Source organism: Massilia sp. UYP32, assembly GCF_050434365.1.
GTDB lineage: Bacteria > Pseudomonadota > Gammaproteobacteria > Burkholderiales > Burkholderiaceae_D > Telluria > Telluria timonae.
In genome coordinates this window covers 22090-41964 of sequence record NZ_JBNDIK010000019.1, presented here as the reverse complement: position 1 = coordinate 41964, position 19875 = coordinate 22090, and the positions used below count along the sequence as shown (strand labels likewise).

The following is a 19875-nucleotide window of genomic DNA, read 5'->3' as shown; positions in this document are numbered from 1 at the left end:
GCGCCGCGGCGCACGGCGTCAGTTGGCGCTCTTGATATCCACGCGCTCGATGGTGCGGCGCCATTCCTGGAGGCTGAGCAGGGTGTCCGAATCGGCGTCGTCGACCAGGATCTCGCTGCCGTCCTGGGCCACCAGGAAGCTCTCGCGGCGGCGCGCATCCTCGGCGCGGTTCTCGACAAAACTCAGCTGGTAATACTTCTTGCCGTTGACTTCGCGCGGGACCGGATCGTCCTCGATCACGGCGCCGCGCGCCTTGCCCTGGCTGCGCTGCTCGATCTGGCGCGACCACGCCTGCAGTTCCGGCAACGCCAGCAGCGAGGCCATCGCTTCTTCCTTCGTGTGCGCCGGCACGTGAACGCTTGGCGCGGCCGGCGCCGGCGCCGGCGGCGCTTCGCGTTCGGCGCGCTTGCAGCCGGCGACGGCGCAGCACAGCATCAGTGCGGCAATGGTCAGGCGCAAGGGAGAATAAGAAGCGGCGCGTGTGGACATGGCGGGTCTCGTGAGGGCAGGCGGTCATGGTAAACCATGCGTGTTCGACCAGCAACACGGATGCCGTCTGACCGACTGCATCGATTGCGCGGAACGCAAGGGCATTGCAACGATGCTTTGCGCCTGTCGTGCGAAATATTTCTATACAGAAAGTAATTCGTGTTTTTTGCCACGAAATCACATTTTTCACCATGGAACCGTAATTTATTCATAGAAATAATGCTATTCTGTAGGACCACTCCTACTTTGCACCCTCACCACTCGTCCCCATGGACCGCTGCCGCTCTGCCTACAGCCGCCGCCTCGTCAAAGCGTCGCAACGCGAAAAGCGTCTTGGCATCCTTGCCATGCTGGGCCTTGCCACGGGCGTCGCGGGCGTGCTGGCGCCGCCGCTGGACATCGACTGGACCTGGCTGGACCGCAAGCCGGACGAGGTCATCCATGTCGGCGCGAGCCCCAGCGCCGCCATCGCGCCGGCCGCCGCCAGTGCGGCGCCGGCCGCGGAGCAGGGCGCCGCGCGGCGCGTCTATCCGTTCTCGATCATTCCCGGCGGCGTGGCGGACGCGGACGAGCTGGCGCGCGTCATCCGCACCGACGCCGTGGTCGCGGCGCACTATGCCGGCTTCGACGTCGCCAACGCGCGTGCGGTCACCGTCACCAAGCCGCGCGCCGTGTACGTGTCGTACCGTAAGGGCAACCGGGTGTACTGGACAAAGAAGAAACTCATGCTGGCGCCGGGCGAAACCTTGCTCACCGACGGCAGGAACGAGATGCGGGCGCGCTGCGCCAACCGGATTTCGGACGTGCCGATGTACCCGGTCGAAGCCAATGGCCCGACCGAATCGGAACTCGATTCCTTCGTCACCGAGGATGGCGGCGGCCTGATGGCGGTGGCGGCCGGCCTGGAGGGACTCGACGACGGTCCCGGAGCAGGACCGGCTTACTACCCCGACGTGTTCCCGGACGGCGCCGGCCTGCTGCGCGGCGCCGCGCCGGTCGCGCAGCCGCGCCTGGCCGACCTCATGGGCAGCCCGCCCGCGCGGTATGGCTCGGGCATCTCGAGCGGCGGCACGCTGGGCGATGGCAGCGGCGATGGCGCGACGGCGCCGCCAGCCGCTGGCAACCCGACGCCGGGCAACGCCAGCGAGGGCGATGGCGGCACTGGCGGGGGAGGCAATCCCGGCGACACGGGCGGCAGCCCGCCGGATACGCCGACGCCGTCGACACCGACGCCGGAAACCGGAACCGGTCCGGGCTCCGATCCCGATCCCGGCCCGGGTCCGAACCCGGAGCTGCCGCTGCCCACGCCTGGCGTGCCCGGCACGCCGGGTGGACCCGATACGCCGGGTGGCCCCGATACGCCGGGCACGCCGGGCACCCCGGGCCTGCCCCCGGACGATACCGAGGTCGAGCCGAACGATCCGGTCGACGTGCCGGAGCCCGGCACCCTGTGGCTGGGCGGCGTGGCCATGGCGGCCATGCTGTGGCTGCGCCGCAAGGGGCCGCGCGCCCGGCGCTGAGCCGCCGTCCCGGTTTTTCAGTATGTCGGACAGCAAAAAGCCCGCGAGGCGTGAACCTCGCGGGCTTTTCGTCGTGGAGGACTGGCGCGCCGGCGTTGCCGCGGCGCGCCAGGCGACCGGCTGGATTACATCATGCCGTCCATGCCGCCCATGCCGCCCATGCCACCCATGCCGCCCATGCCGCCGGCTGGCTTGTCTTCGACGACTTCCGAGACCATGCAGTCGGTGGTCAGCATCAGGCCGGCGATCGACGCTGCGTTCTGCAGTGCCGAGCGGGTGACCTTGGCTGGATCCAGCACGCCCATTTCGACCATGTCGCCATAGGTGCCGTTGGCGGCGTTGTAGCCGTAGTTGCCGGTGCCGCCCAGGACGGCTGCGACCACGACCGATGGCTCGTCGCCCGCGTTCTGGACGATCATGCGCAGCGGCTCTTCCATGGCGCGCAGGACGATCTTGATGCCGGCGTCCTGGTCAGGGTTGTCGCCCTTGACGTCCAGGGTAGCGCGGGCGCGCAGCAGGGCCACGCCGCCGCCTGGCACGATGCCTTCTTCGACGGCAGCGCGGGTTGCGTGCAGCGCGTCTTCGACACGTGCCTTCTTCTCTTTCATCTCGACTTCGGTGGCTGCACCGACGCGGATCACGGCAACGCCGCCGGCCAGCTTGGCCACGCGCTCTTGCAGTTTTTCGCGGTCGTAGTCCGAGGTCGCTTCTTCGATCTGGGCGCGGATCTGCTTGACGCGGCCTTCGATCGATTCAGCCTGGCCGGCGCCGTCGATGATGATGGTGTTTTCCTTGCCGACTTCGATGCGCGAAGCCTGGCCCAGTTCGGCCAGGGTGACCTTTTCCAGGGTCAGGCCGACTTCTTCGGCGATGACCTGGCCACCGGTCAGGATGGCGATGTCTTCCAGCATGGCCTTGCGGCGGTCGCCGAAGCCTGGCGCCTTGACGGCGACGGTCTTCAGGATGCCACGGATGTTGTTGACGACCAGGGTCGCCAGCGCTTCGCCTTCGATGTCTTCGGCGATGATGACCAGCGGACGGCCGGCCTTGGCGACTTGCTCCAGCACCGGCAGCAGGTCACGGATGTTCGAGATCTTCTTGTCGCACAGCAGGATGAACGGCTGCTCGTGGACGGCGACTTGCTTGTCCGGGTTGTTGATGAAGTACGGCGACAGGTAGCCGCGGTCGAACTGCATGCCTTCCACGATGTCCAGCTCATCGTTCAGCGACTTGCCGTCTTCGACGGTGATGACGCCTTCCTTGCCGACTTTTTCCATTGCCTCGGCGATGCGCTCGCCGATCGAGGTTTCCGAGTTGGCCGAGATCGCGCCGACTTGCGCGATTTCTTTCGAGGTGGTGGTTGGCTTGGCGATCTTCTTCAGTTCTTCGACGGTCGCTGCGACGGCCTTGTCGATGCCGCGCTTCAGGTCCATCGGGTTCATGCCGGCGGCAACGAACTTCATGCCTTCGCGCACGATGGCTTGTGCCAGCACGGTCGCGGTGGTGGTGCCGTCACCGGCGTTGTCGCTGGTCTTGGAAGCGACTTCCTTGACCATCTGCGCGCCCATGTTCTGGAGCTTGTCTTTCAGTTCGATTTCTTTTGCGACCGAGACACCATCCTTGGTGACGGTCGGGGCGCCGAACGAGCGCTCGAGCACGACGTTGCGGCCTTTCGGGCCCAGGGTGACCTTGACTGCGTTGGCCAGGACATTGACGCCTTCGACCATCTTGGCGCGCGCTGCGTCGCCGAACACTACTTCTTTAGCTGCCATTTGTTATTTCTCCGAATGTATCGTGAATGGGGTCAGGGAATGAGACTTACTGGGCCACGACGGCCATGATGTCTTCTTCGCGCATCACCAGCAGTTCTTCGCCATTGACCTTGACGGCCTGGCCGGAGTACTTACCGAACAGCACGCGGTCGCCGACTTTCACTTCCAGCGGACGAACCTGGCCGTTGTCTTGCACTTTGCCGTTACCGACGGCGAGGACTTCGCCTTGGTCTGGCTTCTCTGCCGCGGCATCAGGAATGATCAGGCCGGACGCAGTCTTGGTTTCCTGGTCGAGGCGCTTCACGATAACGCGATCGTGCAGAGGACGAAGGTTCATGCAAAACTCCTTAATATTCAGTGGTTTAACTTGCGTTTTTTGACACCGTCGCAGTCTTGTGGCAAGCACCGCGTCGGTCTGCAAAGAGTTGTTAGCACTCTCTACTAACGAGTGCTAATTATAGGGACGATAATTTGCCATTTCAAGCAGCAAGATTGCTAAATACTTTCGTGCGCTTGAGCTGGCACAAGCCTTCAGGGCTTCAAGCAATGTGTTTTTGGCATCTCTCGCCACCCGGTGCGAACCTGGCAAGAGGCGGGCAGCGTACACCGCCTGGCGCTTTCCTGCCGCACGCCAGGCAGCCGGGACGGCCGGCGGCGGGCGCGGCATGCCGCACCGCAGCGCGATTCGGTTGACGGAAAATCCCTCTCGATCCTATAGTGTCGAATGATTTCCGAATTCCAAGACCTCTCAGACAAAATCGACCGGCTCGCCCAGCTGACCCAGTCGTTGCGCGCCGAGAACTATTTGCTGCGTCAGGCCAATACCCTGCTCAGCGCCGAGAACCTGGCATTCAAGGAGCGCCTGTTCGAGGCCCAGCGCCGGGTCGAGGCGCTGCTCGACGAGTTGCCCAAGCCGCCGGGCGAAGCGCAAGCCGAAGGCGAGGGTGGGCAACCCGAGCCCGGGCCGGATGAACCGCGGCCGCTCCATCTCGCGCATGCCGCCCGCCAGCAGGAGCAACGATGATCCATCTCGACGTCACCATCATGGGCCAGCCCTACCGCCTGGCCTGCCGCGACGGCGAAGAGCGCACCCTGCGCGAAGCGGTGGCCTACCTCGACGGCAAGATGTGCCAGCTGCGCGATTCGGGCAAGGTGAAGGGCACCGACCGCATCGCCGTGATGGCCGCGCTGAGCGTCGCCGCGGAATTCCTGTCGGTCAAGTCGCCGCAGGGACCGCTGTCGGACATGTCGATTCTCGAAGTCAAGCAAAAACTGGAAGCGATGCACACCGTGCTCGACAAGGCGCTGACGCCCCAGGAAAATCTTTTCTGAAAACCGAATCCATTTGACATGACGGATCAAAAGAGTAAACTGCGCTCTACCCTGCGGTGTTCGAGATTTGCCATATATTCCTTGAACCATTCTTACGCATAGGTCGTGGAACAAGTTCGATGGGAGTGAGCGTCACTCGTTTGACGAACCCGAAATTGATCTGACCGTGACCGCCTTGAACCGTTTTGGTTCAGGATGCCGGCAATAACGGCACTGGCGGGGGCTAGGATACACAAGCGGTTGCGCACTTTGTACGCAGCCGCTTTTTTTGTGCGCGCGTCAAACCTGTCGGCGCGCCTTGCAGGGAGATCGGCGCAATGCGCTATTGGTTGATGAAATCCGAACCGGACGAAGTCAGTTTCGACGACGTCCTGTCCGCACCCGGCCAGACCGTGGCCTGGTTCGGCGTGCGCAACTACCAGGCGCGAAACTTCATGCGCGACGCGATGGCCGTCGGCGACGGCGTCCTGTTCTACCACTCCAGCTGCGCCGTGCCCGGCGTGGCCGGGCTGGCCGAGATCGCGAGCGGTCCCTATCCCGACGCCACCCAGTTCGACCCCGCCAGCCATTACCACGACCCGAAAGCCACCCCGGAAACGCCGCGCTGGATCTCGATCGACGTGCGCGCGCGGGAGGCGGGGCGCTATCTGCCGCTGGCCGAGATGCGCACCGTTCCCGCGCTGGAAAGCATGGTGCTGCTGCAAAAGGGCAGCCGGCTGTCGATCTCGCCGGTCACCAGATCCGAATGGGATGCGGTCGTCCAACTCGTGCGCGCCAGGGAGGCCTGAATGGATCCCTGGCTGATCCTGGCCCTGCTGGCGATGGGCACCTTCGGCGGCTTCGCGGCCGGCCTGCTCGGCATCGGCGGCGGCATGGTGCTGGTGCCCTTCATCACCATGATCTTCACCGCGCGCGGCATCGCCGACGAACTCGTGGTCCACATGGCGATCGCCACCGCGCTCGGCGTCATCCTGTTTACCTCGATGTCCTCGGTGCGCGCCCACCACAAGCATGGCGCCGTGCTGTGGCCCGTGGTGCGCCTGCTGGCCCCGGGCATCCTGATCGGTTCCTGGATCGGTCCCTGGATCGGCAAGCAGATGAATACCTCGGTGCTGGCCTTCTTCTTCGGCTGCTTCGTCGCCTTCTCGGCCACCCAGATGCTGATCGGGAAGAAGCCGACGGCGGCGCGCGAATTGCCGGGCCGGGCAGGCATGTTCGCCACAGGTGGCCTGATCGGGATCCTGTCGGGACTGGTGGGCGCCGGCGGTGGCTTCGTCTCGGTGCCGTTCATGACGCGCTGTAACGTGCGCATCCATAACGCGGTCGCCACCAGCGCGGCGCTGGGCTTTCCGATCGCGCTCTCGGGGACGCTGTCGAATGTGTATTATGGCTGGGGCGAACCGGGCCTGCCGGCATGGTCGCTGGGCTTTGTCTACCTGCCGGCGCTGGCCATCATCGTGCTGGCCAGCGTGGCCATGGCGCCGCTTGGCGCCCGCGCCGCGCACAAGATGCCGGTGCGCCAGCTGCAGCGCATCTTCGCCGTGATCCTGTATGCGCTGGCGGCCTATATGTTCTGGAAGGCGTTCAATTAAGCCTTCCTGACGCGCGCGCGGTCGAGCGGCAGGTCGCGCATGCGCAGGGCGCAGGCGTCGAACACCGCGTTCGCGATCGCCGCCGCGGCCGGGCCTTGCGCCGCCTCGCCGGTGCCCAGGAAGGGCTGGCCGGGGCGGTCGATCAGGTGCACGTCAATTTTCTCCGGTGTTTGGGCGAAGCGCAGGATCGGATACGAGGCCCAGTCCACGGTGAGCACGCGCGCGGCGTCGAAGCGCACCTGTTCCAGCAGCGTCCAGCTGGCCGACTGCACGATGCCGCCCTCGATCTGGTTGCGCACGCCGTCCGGGTTGACGATCTCGCCGCAATCGACGGCGCTCGACACGCGCGTCACGCGCACCAGCCCCGTTTCGCGCGCCACTTCCACCTCGACCGCCAGCGCGCAATACGACGCCAGGTTCTTGTAGCGCGCAAAAGCAAAACCGCGGCCACGCCGCGCGGTCTTCTTGTAGCCATCCCAGCCGAACTTCGCCGCCGCCAGCTCGACCACGTCGATGGCGCGCGGATCTTCCAGGTGGCGCAGGCGGAACGCGACCGGGTCGACTTTCGCCGCGCGCGCCAGCTCGTCCATGAAGCTCTCGATCGCGAACACATTGCAATAGGCGCCCAGGCCGCGCATGGCCGAGGTGCGCAGGACCGCCTTCGGCTGGAAGTGATGGGTCACGCGCGCGTTCGGCAGCCGGTAATAGGGGACCGCGTTGCGGTCGCCGCTGCCTTCCGGCTGCGGGCTGGGTTTCGGGGTGGGCGGCGCGAATGGTTTTGCCAGATGCGTGGCCGGCAGCAGGTTGCCGGCCTTGCCGGGACGGGTGTTGTGCGAAGGCGTGAAGACGTCGTACTGCCAGTCGGCGATGCGGCCGTCGGGACCGAGCGTGGCCGCCACCTCGGCCACCATCGCCGCGCCGAACGGTTCCCATGCATGCTCGTCCTCGCGCATCCACTGCACCCGCACCGGCCGGCCCGGGAAGGCGCGCGCCAGCAGGGCGGCGTCGGCCGCCACGTCGTCGGCGCCATTATGGCCATAGCAGCCCGCGCCCTCGACGTGGATGCAGCGGATCGCGTCTTCCTTTACCGCCAACAGCTCGGCCAGCGCGCCGCGCAGCGGGAACACGCCCTGCGAGTGGGTCCAGACCGTGTAGCGGTTCTCCACCAGCTGCGCCACCGCGCACGAAGGCCCGATGGAGGCGTGCAGCTGGAAGGGACGGGTATAGGTGGCCTTCAGATGCACGCCTTCTTGCACCCGCGCGCCGCGTTCGAGGATGGTGGTCGGTTCGGCCGGCTGCGCCATCACCAGGGCCTTGACGTCCGGGTGGACCGGCAGCGCGGCCGGCGTCTCCCAGCGCGCGCCGCGCGCGAGCAGCGCGGCGGCCTTCACGGCGCGGTATTCGCCGTCCGCGATCACGGCCAGGAAGCGGCCGTCGCGCACGACTTTCAACACACCGGGCAGGCGCATGACGGCGGCCGTATCCACCGCGCTCAAGGTCGCCGCCTGCGCGGGAGGGCGCACCACGCGCGCATGCACCATGTTCGGCAGGCGCAGGTCCTGCACGTAGGCGCGTCCGCCCGTGACCTTGGCCGGGATGTCGATCCTCGGCAGCGACTTGCCGATCGCCGTCGCCAAGCCGGGCGCTGGCGGCGCCGGCTGCGGCGTGGCGCGCAGGCGCAGTTCCTGGCCGGTGACCAACTGGCCGAAGCTGGCGCGGCGGCCGTCAGGGGCGATGAAGGCGCCATCCTTCAATGCCAGGCCGGCCGCTGGCGCTGCCAGGCGCGCCGCCGCCAGTTCGCCCAGGCGCATCCGCACCTGGCCCGCCGCATGGCGCAGCGCGGCGCCGCTGTCCTTCATCGAGTTGCTGCCGGCGGTCATGCCTTCGTCCGGCGTGCGCGCGGTGTCGGCGGTGACGAGGGTCAGGCGCCCAGGCGCGATGCGCAACTCGTCGGCCACGACCTGCAGCAGCGCGGTCTTGATGCCTTGCCCGAGCTCGGCCTTGCCGGTGAAGACCGTGATGCGTTCGTCGGCGTCGATGCGGATCCAGGCGTCGAGCCAGGGCGTTTTTTCGAGGCTCTTCGGCAATGCATCCTGCGCCGACCACGCCGGCATCGCGAACGACAGCGTCAACGCCCCGCCCGCGGCCAGGAAGCGGCGCCGACCCTGGTCGAGGCTCATCGCTTGCCTCCGGCCGCAAGCCGGTCCGCCGCGCGCCGCACCGCGCGCAGGATGCGCATATGGGTGCCGCAGCGGCACAGGTTGGGCGACATGTGGGCGCGGATCCGGGCGTCGCTCGGATTCGGTTCGCGCTCGAGCAGCGCGGTGGCCTGCATGATCATGCCCGCGATGCAGTAGCCGCATTGCGCCGCCTGCTCGTCGATGAAGGCCTGCTGCAGCACGCCGGGCGTGTCGCTGCTGCCCAGGCCCTCGACGGTGCGCACGGCGCGCGCGCCGACGCTCGACACGGGCACCAGGCAGGACATCACGGGCTTGCCGTCCATGATCACGGTGCAGGAGCCGCACTGGCCCAGGCCGCAGCCGAACTTGGCGCCATTCAGCCCCAGGTCGTTGCGCAGCACGTACAGCAGCGGGGTGTCGGGTTCAAGGTCGACGGCGTGGCTCTTGCCGTTTACCTGCAGGCGGTAGGTCGTCATGGTGCTCTCGCTTTGCTCACTTGCTCGTCCAGTTCCGGCCAGGCCGGCTGGCCGGCGCCGTACTTGCGCAGGTAGGCGGCCAGCGCGCCGGCCTGCTCGTCAGTCAGGATCGCCTTGAAGCCGGGCATCCAGCGTCCCGCTTCGCCATCCGGCGGCAGGATGCCGGTGTCGACGATATGGATCAGGCTGCGCGGGTCGGGGTCGTACAGGGCGATCGCCTTCTGCAAGGGCAGGGCGGCGCCCGAGCTCGGGGCGCGGCCGACGTCATGGCAGCGCGCGCAGGAATTGGCGTAGAGCTCGTAGCCGAGGCGCATGCGCGGCAGTTCGGGATCGGCGGCGGCGGGCTGGGGCAGCGGGCCGTCCTGCTGCGCCGGCGTCGTGCGCGCCGGCGCCTGCGACAGGTGGCCGTGGGTCCAGGCGGCCAGCGCGGCGACGTCGCCCGCATCGGCCTGGGCCAGGTGCATCACCACGTCCTGCATCGGGCCGCCGGCCACTGCGTGATCCTCGGCCATGCCGGTGCGCAGGTAAGCCTGCAGCGCTTCGCGCGTCCATGGCAGCGGCGACGGCGAGTGACGGTTCAGGGCGGGCGCATACCAGTCCTCGGCTTCGCCGCCATCGAGCTGGCGCTTCAGATCCGGACCGCCCAGCTTCGTGCGCGGCGTATGGCAGGCGGCGCAGTGGGCGACGGCGTCGGCCAGGTAGGCGCCGCGGTTCCATTCGGCGGATTGTCGCGGGTCGGGCCGCCACGGCGCATCATCGAGGTACAGCACGTTCCAGAAACCGACCAGCGGCCGGAAACCGAAGGGGAAGGTCATGGCGTTGTCGCGCGCCGGCGCGGCGATCGCGGGCCGCGTCATGAAGTAGGCGTACAGGTCGTCGATATCGTCCTGCGTCATGCGCACGTAGTGGTTGTAGGGGAAGGCCGGATACAGCAGGTGACCGTCGCGCGAGACGCCCTCGCGCATCGATCGGGTAAAGGCTTCAGGGCTCCAGGCGCCGATGCCGGTGTCGCGGTCCGGCGTGATATTGGTGCTGTGGACGGTGCCGAACGGCGTCTCCATCGGCTTGCCGCCGGCGAAGGGGCGGGACAGGTCGGCGGTGTGACAGGAGGCGCACATGCCGAGGTTTGCGAGGTTGGCGCCGCGCTCGATGCGGGCCTGGTCGAAGGAAGGTGGCGTGGCTTGCGGCGCCAGCGCGGGGCGCCACATGATGGCGAAGGCGACGACCGTCAATACGACGATGGCCGCGAGGAGCAGCCACCATCCGATATGCCGCCTGCGCCTGGTGTGATCCATGAGGGCTCCGATCCGTGGAGCCTCATTGTCGAGCAGTAAAGAGCGAGCGCTCTGTGCGCTCGCCCACTCAGAGGCGGATCAGGCGGTGACCGGCCGTCCCGGCGCCTGGCGATAGGCCCAGGCCAGCATGACCAGGGCGGCGACGATCATCGGCAGCGACAGCACCTGGCCCGAGGTGATCGGCAGGCCGAACACGGTGGTTTCCCAGTCCGGCACGCGGAACCACTCGGTGAAGAAGCGCGCGCAGCCGTACAGCAGGGTGAACATGGCGCCGACCGCCAGGCGCGGACGCGCCTTGCGCGCGAACAGCCACAGGATCACGAACACCAGCACGCCGTCGACCAGCGCCTGGTACAGCGGCGACGGATGACGCGGGCCGGCCACGCCTGGCCACAGCATGGCCCACGGCAGGGTCGGGTCGGCCAAGCGACCCGGCAGTTCGGCGTTGATGAAGTTGCCCATGCGGCCGGCGGCATAACCGAGCGGCACCAGCGGCGCGATGAAGTCGTAGACGTCGAGCAGGTTGCGCTTGCGTTTGCGGGCCCACAGCGCCATCGCGATCAGCACCCCCAGGAAGCCGCCGTGGAAGGACATCCCGCCCTTCCAGATCATGAAGATCTCGAGCGGGTGCGCGAGGAAGTACAGCGGCTGGTAGAACAGCACTTCGCCCAGGCGGCCGCCCACGATCACGCCCAGCATCCCGTAGAACAGCATGTCGTCCAGGTCGTCGCGGGTCCAGCCCTGCGCCGCGACGTGCGGCATGCGGATGCGCACCCGGCCCAGGATGATGAACAGGGCAAAGGCGACCACGTACATCAGGCCATACCAGTGGATTTGCACCGGGCCGAGCGAGATCGCGATCGGGTCCGGCTGCGGATGAATCAGCATAGTCAGTCTCTCTTCAATTCTTCAAACATTCCAGGAAGCCCTTCAGCACGGGCGAATCGTTGTCGCGCCGCCAGGCCAGGCCGGTTTCGGCCAGCGGCGCCGGATCGATCAGGGCACGGTATTCTACGCCGGGACGCATCAGGTTCGACACGGATTGTGGCACAAGTGCCAAGCCCATGCCGCCGGAAACCAGGCTGACGATGGTCTGCATCTGGATCGCTTCCTGGCCGATGGTGGGCAGCACCCCGGCCGCGCGAAAGCAGGCCAGGATCGCATCGTGCAGGCTGGGCGCCACCGTGCGCGGGAAGATCACCAGCGGCAGCGGCGGCAGGTCGCGCAGGCGCACCGGGCCTGGCCTTTCCAGCGCCGCCAGCCCGCTCGGCGCGCACAGCACCAGCGGCTCGTCGACGATCTTGAGGTAGTCCAGGGCGCCGTCGGCCATGCCGTCGGGCGCGCCCGGTTGCGGCGGGATCACGAAGCCGGCGTCGATGCGGCCCGAGAGCAGTTCTTCGAACTGGACGTCGGAGGTCGCTTCCTGCAGCACCAGGCGCACCGCCGGATAGGCGACGCGATAGCGGCGCAGCACGTCGGGCAGCATGCGCAAGGCCGCGGTCGAGACGAACGACAGGGCCAGGCGCCCAGCCTCGCCGCTGGCCGCGCGCCGCACCAGCTCGGGCAGCGCGGCGGCTTCCTCGAGGATGCGGCGCGCTTCCGGCAGCAGGGCGGCGCCGGCCGCGGTCAGGCCGACCATGCGCCGGTTGCGCACGAACAGCGGGGCCTTGAACAGTTCTTCGAGATTGGCGATGCTCTGCGACAGCGGCGGCTGGGTCATGTGCAGGCGGCGCGCGGCGCGGCCGAAATGCAGCTCTTCGGCCACGGTGACGAAATGGCGCAGCTGGCGCAGTTCGGGATGCATGAGTGATTGGACAAGCTGTGATACGTGCAATGTATCACAGGGCACCTACAGGCGCCGTTCAGCGACGCTTGTCGAGGGTCTTCTTGACGCGCTCGTTGCGGCGCTGGTCCTGCAGTTCGTGTTCTTTCTTCTTGTCGAGCCCGAGCATTTTCTCGATGTACTCGAACCAGATAAAGGCAGCAACGAACAGCCCGGCGATGACCCACCAGGACAGCTCGGCAAAACGCCAGACCTCGAAGAAGCGCAAGGCGGCCAGGGCGACGATCAAGAGGATGAGTGGCATGATGTGGAAAGCTCCTTCAGGCCTCACATCTTACAAAGAAAAGAATGCCGACGGGCAAAAGTTGCTATTTTCTTGTTACAGGATATTGGTAAACGTGGCGATCGCGTTACAGAGTGTATCGCTCTCTTTGCCCCGCAGGGAAAGGGGGTAGAATCCACTCAGTCATAAATTCGGAGAAACAAATGAAGCGGTCCCTGATGTTGTGTGTGGTGCTGTCGGCTTTCGCGTCATCGGGTGCATTCGCCCAGGCCGACCTGGCCAAGGCCAAGAATTGCATGGCTTGCCACACCGTCGCCACCAAGCTGGTCGGTCCTGCCTACAAGGACGTCGCGCAGAAGTACGCGGGCCAGAAGGGCGCCGAGGACAAGCTGGTGCAGAAGGTGCTCAAAGGCGGCGCCGGCACCTGGGGGCCGATCCCGATGCCGGCCAATCCGCAGGTGAGCGAGGCCGAAGCGCGTTCGCTGGTCAAGTGGGTGCTGGCGACCAAGTAATCGCCTGAAAAGACGCACGAAACGAAGCGCGCCTGCGTGAGCATGGCGCGCTTGTTCGTTTACGCGTTCGCGGCTTGCCGCCCACGCCTGGGATATGACAGGCCGCACCGCATGCGCGGATGCACGGCCAGGTCGGCTACACTGGTGGCCCACCTACCAGGAGCGACCATGAGCATGATTCGAACCGCAAGCATCGCATTGAGTATGGCCACCTTGTGCGCTACGAATGCGTTTGCGCAGCAAGTCAACATCAAGCCTGGACTGTGGCAGATCGACATGACGCTACCCGGCCAGGCAGGGGGCAATCAGATGGCGGGTATCGTCGCGCTGATGAAGAGCCAGATGGCCTCGATGCCGCCCGCCCAGCGCGCGGAAATACAAAGAAGGCTCGGCGCCAGCGGCACGGAATTCACCGACGATGGCTTGCGCACCAAACAGTGCATTACGAAAGAAGACATCGCGAAGTTCGACGTGTTTGGTAAAAAAGGTCCTGAAGGCTGCACCAGGAACGCGACGCCGACGGCTGGCGGCATGAATGTGAGCATGCAGTGCAACCAGCCGCAAGTGAAAATCGATGCTGTCGTGAAGACCCCGAGCGACACTGCCTACACCTTCGACTCGACTGCCACGATGGCCGGTCCAGGCGGCGCGATGATGACCCAGAAAACCAGCGGCACTGGCAAATGGCTGGGCAGCGACTGCGGCAATATGGCGCCGGTGTCCGGCCAGGGATGAATGCGTTGCGCGCGGCCCAACGACCTGGCATGGACGAAGCACAGCGCCGCGCCACACGTTCCGGTCTTCGGAAGGCGCTGAACACAAGCTCGTTCAGCGCGTGATGCGCCGCCTGGCGACGTCCGCCAGCGCCTTCGACAGGTCGCGGGCGCCGGCCTCGCCGCTGGCGGCCATGTAGCCGCGCACGTAGGCGGCCTGCTTGGCGATCTGGCTGCCGCCGCCCTTGAGTTCCTCGAGCAGGTGGTCGGCCACCGCCATGTCGTTCAGGAGGCCAAGGCGGTCCTGCAGCTTTTCCAGGTGGCCGACGTAGCGCTTGACGCGGCGCGCCGGCAGCAGGTCGCGGAAGAATTCGGCCGCGTAGCGCGCCTTCTTGGCGGCGATGCGCACCCGGTGGCGACCAGGCGCGTCGCCCTCGTCCAGGCCGTCGATGCGCCTGGCCAGGCGCTTCTCGGCCTTGCGCAGCAGGGGCAGGGCGGCCCTGGCGGCGCGTTCGGCCAGGGGCGAATCCTTGTCCAGCGTGGCGTCGAGACGCCAGCGACGTTCGCCGAGCCATTCGTTCAGCTGCGTCATCAGGTCACGGTAGCGCGGCTCGCGCAGCACGTTCAGGATGTGCGCGTGATGCGCGTTCGCGCGCTCGTGCGCGGCCTGGCGCAGCGCCGTCGCGTCGAAACCGTGGACCCGGTCGAGGGTGGAGTCGGCCAGCACGTCCCAGTCGCGCGCCGGTCCCAGTTCGCCGGACAGCCATTCGATGTCGGCGTGCAGGGCGACCGGCGGCGCGGCCAGGTCCTCGAACATCGCAAGCAGCGCGCGCAGGCGGCGCAGGCCCACCCGCATCTGGTGCAGGCTTTCGACGTTTTGCTTCAGCACGCCCGGCACGTTGGCCTCGATCTGGCGGACGCAATTCAGGCCGATGCTCTGGAACGCGTCTTCCAGCGTCATGCGCCCGCGCAGGCGCACCGGTTCGGCCTTGACCGGGCGGATCGGTTTCTCCTTCGGCAGCGGCTGGTCTTCTTTCGGATCTTCCGCGGCCGGCGGGGTGGCGGCGGCTTCCCGGCTCAGTTCCTGGTCCAGCTGCTGGAACGACTCCAGGCCGCTCGCCGCGGTCTCACGCGGCTGGGAAGCCGCCGTCGGGGTTGCCTTGGACACCGGCTGCGCCGGTTTTTGTTGCTTGGCCATGATGGTCCTTTCACTGACATGACGTCGATGACTCGAGCATACTCTTGCTCACTGCCCGGCACGCTTCATCATGACAGGAAGGTGACATCGGAAGCGCGGGGGCGGCGCCTATTTACCGATCCGGTAGATCACGTCCACGCCCTGCACCAGCTTTTGCACGCCCACCAGAAGCGGATCGCGCACCGCCGCGACCGGGGTATAGCGCGGGCCGTCGGTCGCCAGTCCCATCGCGTTCGACAGGTTCTTCAGCGGCGCCAGCGCCACGCCGTTCGCCGGTCCCAGCCTGGCGCCGATGCCGCGCGCGATGTTCTGCGCCTTCAGGCGCGCCGCAGCCAGGGCCTGGCTCACCAGTTCGGCCTCGATCTTGTCGGCGTCGCTGCGGCTGAAGGCGACCGCCAGCGACTCGACGTTCGGCATCGTCATCAAGGCCTGGATCAGCGCCGTCCAGCCATCCAGGTTGCGCACCGTGGCGTGGACCGCGGCGCGGGTCTCGATCGCTGGCACCGTATCGCCCTGTATATCGGCCTGCCTGAGTGGACGGCGCAGCAGGTCCTGCACCGCGATGTCCTCGACCGCGACACCGTGCTGCGCGAGCAGCGCGCGGCTGGCCTCGAGCCGTTCGCTGACCAGCTTCCAGGCCGCTTCCAGGTCGGGCTCCAGGCTGACGATCTCGAAATCGATCTCGCCCGTGTCCGGCATCACGTGCAGGTCGGCGGCGGCGTTCACGTGGATGAAGGGGTAGGCCGGCAGGTCGGCCGCGTGGGCGGGTGCGAACGCGGCGCAGGAAGCGATGGCGAATTTGACGGCGAGTTTCTTCAGCATGACGGTCCTTGTGAGGCGGGACGATTCCCGGCGACAGTCAGCTTAGGTTATCTAGACATTGATGTCTAGAATGGCGGCGGCATTTCATGCCGCGCGGGTAGCGTCAGTCGCAGAAGCGCCGGTAGGCGCGGTCGCGGAAGTAGTGGGCCAGGGCATCGGGGCCATGGCCCGGATCGCACAGGGCGACGTGGCCGTCGGGCCGCACCAGATAGTGGGCGTTGCGCGCGAAGCCGGCCGCTTCATGGCGCGCGCTCCAGGCGAATTCGCGTAACGGCATGCCGTGCAGCTGGCACCAGGCGCGCAGGCCGTCGCCCGCCTCGCCATAGACCTGCACCTGCCAGTCCATGTTCTCCAGCGGCGCGTGGTTGTCCGCGCCGTCAGCGTCCACCCAGGGTAGCCGGTCGCCGGCCTTGACGCTCCCCGCGCTGCCGATGCTGAGCGGGCTGTCGTGGTAGCTGATCGTGATCTGCGAGACGATCTTGAAGATCAGTTCGCGCACGGTGTCGACGCCGTAGGCGACCGTGGCGAACAGCGGCGCAATGCGGGTGCGCACGAAGTCGGCGAAGTTGCCCTCGGCGGTGATGAAGTTGAACATGCGGTCGGTGGTGTCGACCAGCTTGCGTGCGAACGCCAGGCGCTCGGTCTCGTAGCTGTCGAGCAGGCTGTCCGGCGCATCGTGGCGCACCACGGCGGCCAGCTTCCAGGCCAGGTTGACGGCGTCGCCGATGCCGGTGTTCATGCCCTGGCCGCCGGCCGGGCTGTGCACGTGGGCGGCGTCGCCCACCAGGAACACCTGGCCGCTGCGGTAATGGCTGGTCACGCGGTGATGCACGCGGTAGGTCGAGAACCAGTGCACCTGGTCGACCCGCAGGCCCAGGCTGGACAGGGCGCTGTGGCCGACGTCGTCGAAGGTGTAGGGGCCGGCGCCGTGGCTGTCGGTGGAGATGCGGTGCACGGTGCCGATCAGGCGTCCGCGTCCGGTGTCGGTATAGGGCAGCATGATGACGAAGTCGGACGTCTCGAGCGAGACGTGCACCTCGCCGTCGGCCGCCACGCCGGCGGCCTGGACGTCGGCGACGTAGAAGACGTGGTCGTAGGTGCCGCCGGGGAAACCGGCGCCGAGCTTCTGGCGCACGGTGGAGCTGGCGCCGTCGCAGCCGGCCAGGAAGCGCGCCTCGCATTCGCGCAGGCCGCCGTCAGCATCGCGCAGGCGCGCCACCACATAGTCTTCGCGATCCTCGAAGGCGACCAGCTCGACCGGCCGCTGGACCTGCACCCCGGCCTGCCCGAGATGGCGCAGCAGCAGCCGCTCGTGCAGGTCTTGCGGATACACCAGCACGAAGGGGTAGGGCGTGAGCTTTTCGCCGGCGTCCTGGAACGACAGGCGCGCGCGGCGCTTGCCGCGCACCCACATATTGAGGGCGATGTTGCGCTTGCCGGCGGCGATCGTTTCGTCGGCCAGGCCGAGCTGGCGGTACAGCTCGAGGGTGCGCGCCTGGACCGCCATCGCGCGCGAGGTCGTGCCGGGCTGCGCCGCCTTGTCCACGACCGCGACCTTCACGCCCTGGCGCGCCAGCCACAAGGCCAGCACCAGGCCGGTCGGCCCCGCGCCGGCGATGAGCACGTCGTACCTGTCCACCATCACCTCCTTCGCCCGTCCTATTCAGATGCCGGCGTGGCGCAATGGTTCCATGGACGTGAGCAGTCTAGTCGGTTACTTCGAAGTCCAGGTCGCGCCCCTCCTGGGCCAGATTGCCGGCGAAGTCGGCGGCGTGGATGCGCAGCGTGTAGCGGCCGGGCGCGAGCTCGCCGATGCGCCAGCTGCCGGTCTCGATCTCGCCGTCCTGCAGGCGGTTGCCCAGCGCATAGTCGAACTGGGTCGACTTGCTGCCATAGACCGTGATGCCGCTGGTTGGCGCGTAGACGGCCTTGACGGCGTCCTGGTTGCGCGGCAGGCGGTCGAAGACCTGGGTGATGACGGGCTGCCCGAAGCCGGGCAGCGGCGTGCCGTCGGCCTGCAGGAGCTGGTAGCCCAGCTTGTACAGGCCGAGCTTGCGGCGCGCCAGGTTGCCGTTCACCTGGTCGTAGGCATTCACGACCACCTGCACCTCGCCCAGGCTGCGGGGCAACAGGATCGGCTGGCCCTTCTTCGCCGTGATGCGCTTGCCGGCGCCGTCGTACAGCGCGATGCGCTGGATGAACGGCGGGACGGTGTCGGTAAAGCCGACGAAGGGCAGGGTCAGCGGATTGACCACCGTCCCGCCCTGGTAGTAATCCAAGTGGACGTGGGCCATGGCATTGATGGTGCCGAGCGCATCGCCGACGGCGAAGCGGGTGCCGCGCGGCACCCGCACCCGTACGACCTTGCCGTCGCCGTTCGCTTTCCCTTCGCGCAGGATCTGGAAGCGCTTATCGAGCGGCCGGCCCTGTGGGTCGCGTCCGACGCGCATGTGGATATACGAGAGCGGGCCCACGCTCAGGCCTTCGCTGAGCGTGTTGAAGCCCCAGTTGGCATGCGGGTCGGTCACTTTCGACGGGAACACCGCCAGCACCTTCGCGCCGACGTCGGCGCGCACGTCCAGGCCGGCGTGGAAATGGTGGCGGCTGTCGCCGTTGTAGGCGCCGCGCACCTCGCCCATCACGCCGACGACTTCATGGACCATGTCTTGCGGGCCGACCGGCCACGGCATCGGTTCGGTGCGCGTGACCAGCGCCGGCCGCGCCAGCACCGGCGCCGGTTCGCCCTCGCGCGGCGGCGCCAGCCGGTGCACGCGGTGGGCATTGGCGTCCGCCACCACCAGGCTGCCGTCGCGGCCGACCGCGATGCCGCGCGGACCGTACAGCTGCACCGTGCCGTCGCTGCCGAAGCCGTTCGGATCGAGCGGGCGGTCGACGTCCTGCAGCGGGCGCATTTCTCCTTCCGGCGTCAGTTGCAGGATGCGGCCGCCGGCGCTGGCGGCGATGTACAGGTAGCCGTCGCGCGTGAGCGCCAGGCCCGCCGGACGCCGCAGCGGCGGCCTGGTCTCGCCTTCGAGCGGGATCGCCAGCGTGTCGACCGTGCCGTCGGGCTTGATGCGGCGCACCGCGTGGTTGCCGGTGTCGGCCACGTACAGCGTGCCGTCGCGGCCGGCCGCCAGCGCGCTCGGGGTGTCGAAGCCGGCGTCGAGCAGCGCGCCATCCAGCAGCCCGGGTTTGCCATTGCCGGCCAGCGTGGTCACCATGCCATCGGGCGCGATGCGGCGGATGCGGTCGTTGTAGGTGTCGGCCACGTAGACGATGCCGGCGTCGTCCACCGCGATGCCGACCGGGCCGTTAAACTGGGCCGCACGTCCAATGCCGTCCAGGTAGCCGGGGCTGCCGCTGCCGGCCACCGTGGTCACTGTTCCGTCGGGCGCCACCTTGCGGATCGCATGGTTGCCGGTGTCGGCCACGTACAGGTTGCCTTCATGGTCGAGCGCCAGGGCGGACGGGGTGTGGAAGGCGGCCGCGGCGCCGATGCCGTCGGCAAAGCCTTCCTTGCCGCCGGCCAGCGTCGAGACCGCGCCGTCGGGCTGGATCAGGCGGATGCGGTTGGCTTCGCCCCCGTCGGCCACGTACACCGCGCCGCGCGCGCCGATGGCCACGCCATAGGGATCGCTGAAACGGCTGGCGCTGCCCGGCCCGTCGATCACGCCGTCGCGGCCGTCGCCCGCCAGCAGGCTCACCCGCGCCGGCCAGAATGGCGTGGTCTTCGCGACGGGCGGCGTCAGGATGGCCAGGGCGCCGGGGCGTTGTTCGATGGTATCGGTGAAGTAGACGGCCGTGCCGATGGCCAGGATGGCGGCGCCCACGAGCGCGGCGATGAGGGAAGTTCGTTTCACTGGTACGGCCGGATGATTGCTGAACCTGCAATCTTAGCCGAAACCACC

Annotated in this window: 20 protein-coding genes and 1 other RNA gene; 8 read left to right on the top strand and 13 right to left on the bottom strand. The window is 67.5% G+C overall.

Annotated elements, in window-relative coordinates; translation table 11 throughout:
* Positions 1 to 18: 18 nt before the first annotated feature.
* Entirely contained in the window at positions 19 to 489 is a 471-nt protein-coding gene (locus ABIB42_RS16095; RefSeq protein WP_005665649.1) for a hypothetical protein, read from the bottom strand.
* A 347-nt stretch (positions 490 to 836) separates the two neighbouring features.
* On the opposite strand from ABIB42_RS16095, the gene ABIB42_RS16090 reads away from it, so the two are divergent.
* A complete protein-coding gene (locus tag ABIB42_RS16090; RefSeq protein ID WP_219861110.1) occupies positions 837 to 2009 on the top strand; it encodes a PEP-CTERM sorting domain-containing protein in 1173 nt (390 codons plus the stop codon).
* Between the two features lie 125 nt (positions 2010 to 2134).
* Here the strand turns inward: ABIB42_RS16090 and groL are convergent, their stop codons facing one another.
* Together groL and groES are read right to left on the bottom strand one after the other, a co-directional pair.
* Positions 2135 to 3781 (bottom strand): chaperonin GroEL, encoded by a 1647-nt coding sequence (gene groL / locus ABIB42_RS16085; RefSeq protein WP_005665651.1) that lies wholly within the window; start codon positions 3779 to 3781, stop codon positions 2135 to 2137.
* Between the two features lie 46 nt (positions 3782 to 3827).
* The gene (gene groES / locus ABIB42_RS16080; RefSeq protein ID WP_005665652.1) at positions 3828 to 4118 is read right to left on the bottom strand and encodes a co-chaperone GroES; all 291 of its coding nucleotides are present in this window, start codon (positions 4116 to 4118) and stop codon (positions 3828 to 3830) included.
* 387 nt (positions 4119 to 4505) lie between these two features.
* Between groES and ABIB42_RS16075 the strand changes: the two genes are divergently transcribed.
* The 5 genes from ABIB42_RS16075 to ABIB42_RS16055 all read left to right on the top strand — a co-directional run bounded on the left by ABIB42_RS16075 (position 4506) and on the right by ABIB42_RS16055 (position 6705).
* Entirely contained in the window at positions 4506 to 4805 is a 300-nt protein-coding gene (locus ABIB42_RS16075) for a hypothetical protein (protein WP_005665653.1), read from the top strand.
* The gene (locus ABIB42_RS16070; protein ID WP_005665654.1) at positions 4802 to 5113 is read left to right on the top strand and encodes a cell division protein ZapA; all 312 of its coding nucleotides are present in this window, start codon (positions 4802 to 4804) and stop codon (positions 5111 to 5113) included. The genes ABIB42_RS16075 and ABIB42_RS16070 overlap by 4 nt, the downstream gene beginning before the upstream one ends.
* Before the next feature lie 45 nt (positions 5114 to 5158).
* A non-coding RNA gene (gene ssrS, locus ABIB42_RS16065) (6S RNA) lies at positions 5159 to 5340 on the top strand.
* Positions 5341 to 5430: 90 nt separating this feature from the next.
* Positions 5431 to 5901 carry an EVE domain-containing protein gene (locus ABIB42_RS16060; RefSeq protein WP_005665655.1) on the top strand — a complete coding sequence of 157 codons (471 nt, stop codon included), beginning with the start codon at positions 5431 to 5433 and terminating at the stop codon, positions 5899 to 5901.
* Entirely contained in the window at positions 5902 to 6705 is an 804-nt protein-coding gene (locus ABIB42_RS16055) for a sulfite exporter TauE/SafE family protein (protein WP_005665656.1), read from the top strand.
* Here the strand turns inward: ABIB42_RS16055 and ABIB42_RS16050 are convergent.
* The 6 genes from ABIB42_RS16050 to ABIB42_RS16025 all read right to left on the bottom strand — a co-directional run bounded on the left by ABIB42_RS16050 (position 6702) and on the right by ABIB42_RS16025 (position 12743).
* On the bottom strand, positions 6702 to 8885 hold the full coding sequence (locus tag ABIB42_RS16050) for a xanthine dehydrogenase family protein molybdopterin-binding subunit (RefSeq protein WP_219861108.1): 2184 nt from the start codon (positions 8883 to 8885) through the stop codon (positions 6702 to 6704). The genes ABIB42_RS16055 and ABIB42_RS16050 overlap by 4 nt on opposite strands.
* On the bottom strand, positions 8882 to 9361 hold the full coding sequence (locus ABIB42_RS16045; protein ID WP_219861106.1) for a (2Fe-2S)-binding protein: 480 nt from the start codon (positions 9359 to 9361) through the stop codon (positions 8882 to 8884). Before ABIB42_RS16045 ends, ABIB42_RS16050 begins: the two co-directional genes overlap by 4 nt.
* Positions 9358 to 10656 (bottom strand): cytochrome c, encoded by a 1299-nt coding sequence (locus tag ABIB42_RS16040; protein ID WP_219861104.1) that lies wholly within the window; start codon positions 10654 to 10656, stop codon positions 9358 to 9360. Before ABIB42_RS16040 ends, ABIB42_RS16045 begins: the two co-directional genes overlap by 4 nt.
* Before the next feature lie 78 nt (positions 10657 to 10734).
* Positions 10735 to 11544: a prolipoprotein diacylglyceryl transferase gene (lgt, locus tag ABIB42_RS16035; RefSeq protein WP_005665662.1), complete on the bottom strand. Its 810-nt coding sequence runs from the start codon at positions 11542 to 11544 to the stop codon at positions 10735 to 10737.
* A 13-nt stretch (positions 11545 to 11557) separates the two neighbouring features.
* Positions 11558 to 12460 carry a LysR family transcriptional regulator gene (locus ABIB42_RS16030; protein WP_005665665.1) on the bottom strand — a complete coding sequence of 301 codons (903 nt, stop codon included), beginning with the start codon at positions 12458 to 12460 and terminating at the stop codon, positions 11558 to 11560.
* A gap of 58 nt (positions 12461 to 12518) precedes the next feature.
* Entirely contained in the window at positions 12519 to 12743 is a 225-nt protein-coding gene (locus ABIB42_RS16025; protein ID WP_005665667.1) for a TIGR04438 family Trp-rich protein, read from the bottom strand.
* A 182-nt stretch (positions 12744 to 12925) separates the two neighbouring features.
* On the opposite strand from ABIB42_RS16025, the gene ABIB42_RS16020 reads away from it, so the two are divergent.
* Together ABIB42_RS16020 and ABIB42_RS16015 are read left to right on the top strand one after the other, a co-directional pair.
* On the top strand, positions 12926 to 13234 hold the full coding sequence (locus ABIB42_RS16020) for a c-type cytochrome (RefSeq protein ID WP_005665668.1): 309 nt from the start codon (positions 12926 to 12928) through the stop codon (positions 13232 to 13234).
* 168 nt (positions 13235 to 13402) lie between these two features.
* The gene (locus ABIB42_RS16015; protein ID WP_005665670.1) at positions 13403 to 13969 is read left to right on the top strand and encodes a DUF3617 domain-containing protein; all 567 of its coding nucleotides are present in this window, start codon (positions 13403 to 13405) and stop codon (positions 13967 to 13969) included.
* Between the two features lie 93 nt (positions 13970 to 14062).
* Here the strand turns inward: ABIB42_RS16015 and ABIB42_RS16010 are convergent, their stop codons facing one another.
* From ABIB42_RS16010 to ABIB42_RS15995, 4 genes are all read right to left on the bottom strand, one after another.
* Positions 14063 to 15145 carry a CHAD domain-containing protein gene (locus tag ABIB42_RS16010; RefSeq protein WP_005665672.1) on the bottom strand — a complete coding sequence of 361 codons (1083 nt, stop codon included), beginning with the start codon at positions 15143 to 15145 and terminating at the stop codon, positions 14063 to 14065.
* A 108-nt stretch (positions 15146 to 15253) separates the two neighbouring features.
* Positions 15254 to 15967 (bottom strand): SIMPL domain-containing protein, encoded by a 714-nt coding sequence (locus ABIB42_RS16005; protein WP_005665674.1) that lies wholly within the window; start codon positions 15965 to 15967, stop codon positions 15254 to 15256.
* Between the two features lie 103 nt (positions 15968 to 16070).
* Positions 16071 to 17609, bottom strand: a complete 1539-nt coding sequence (locus ABIB42_RS16000) for an FAD-dependent oxidoreductase (protein WP_229409753.1) — start codon at positions 17607 to 17609, stop codon at positions 16071 to 16073.
* 64 nt (positions 17610 to 17673) lie between these two features.
* Positions 17674 to 19827, bottom strand: a complete 2154-nt coding sequence (locus ABIB42_RS15995; protein WP_219861102.1) for an NHL repeat-containing protein — start codon at positions 19825 to 19827, stop codon at positions 17674 to 17676.
* Positions 19828 to 19875 lie beyond the last annotated feature (48 nt).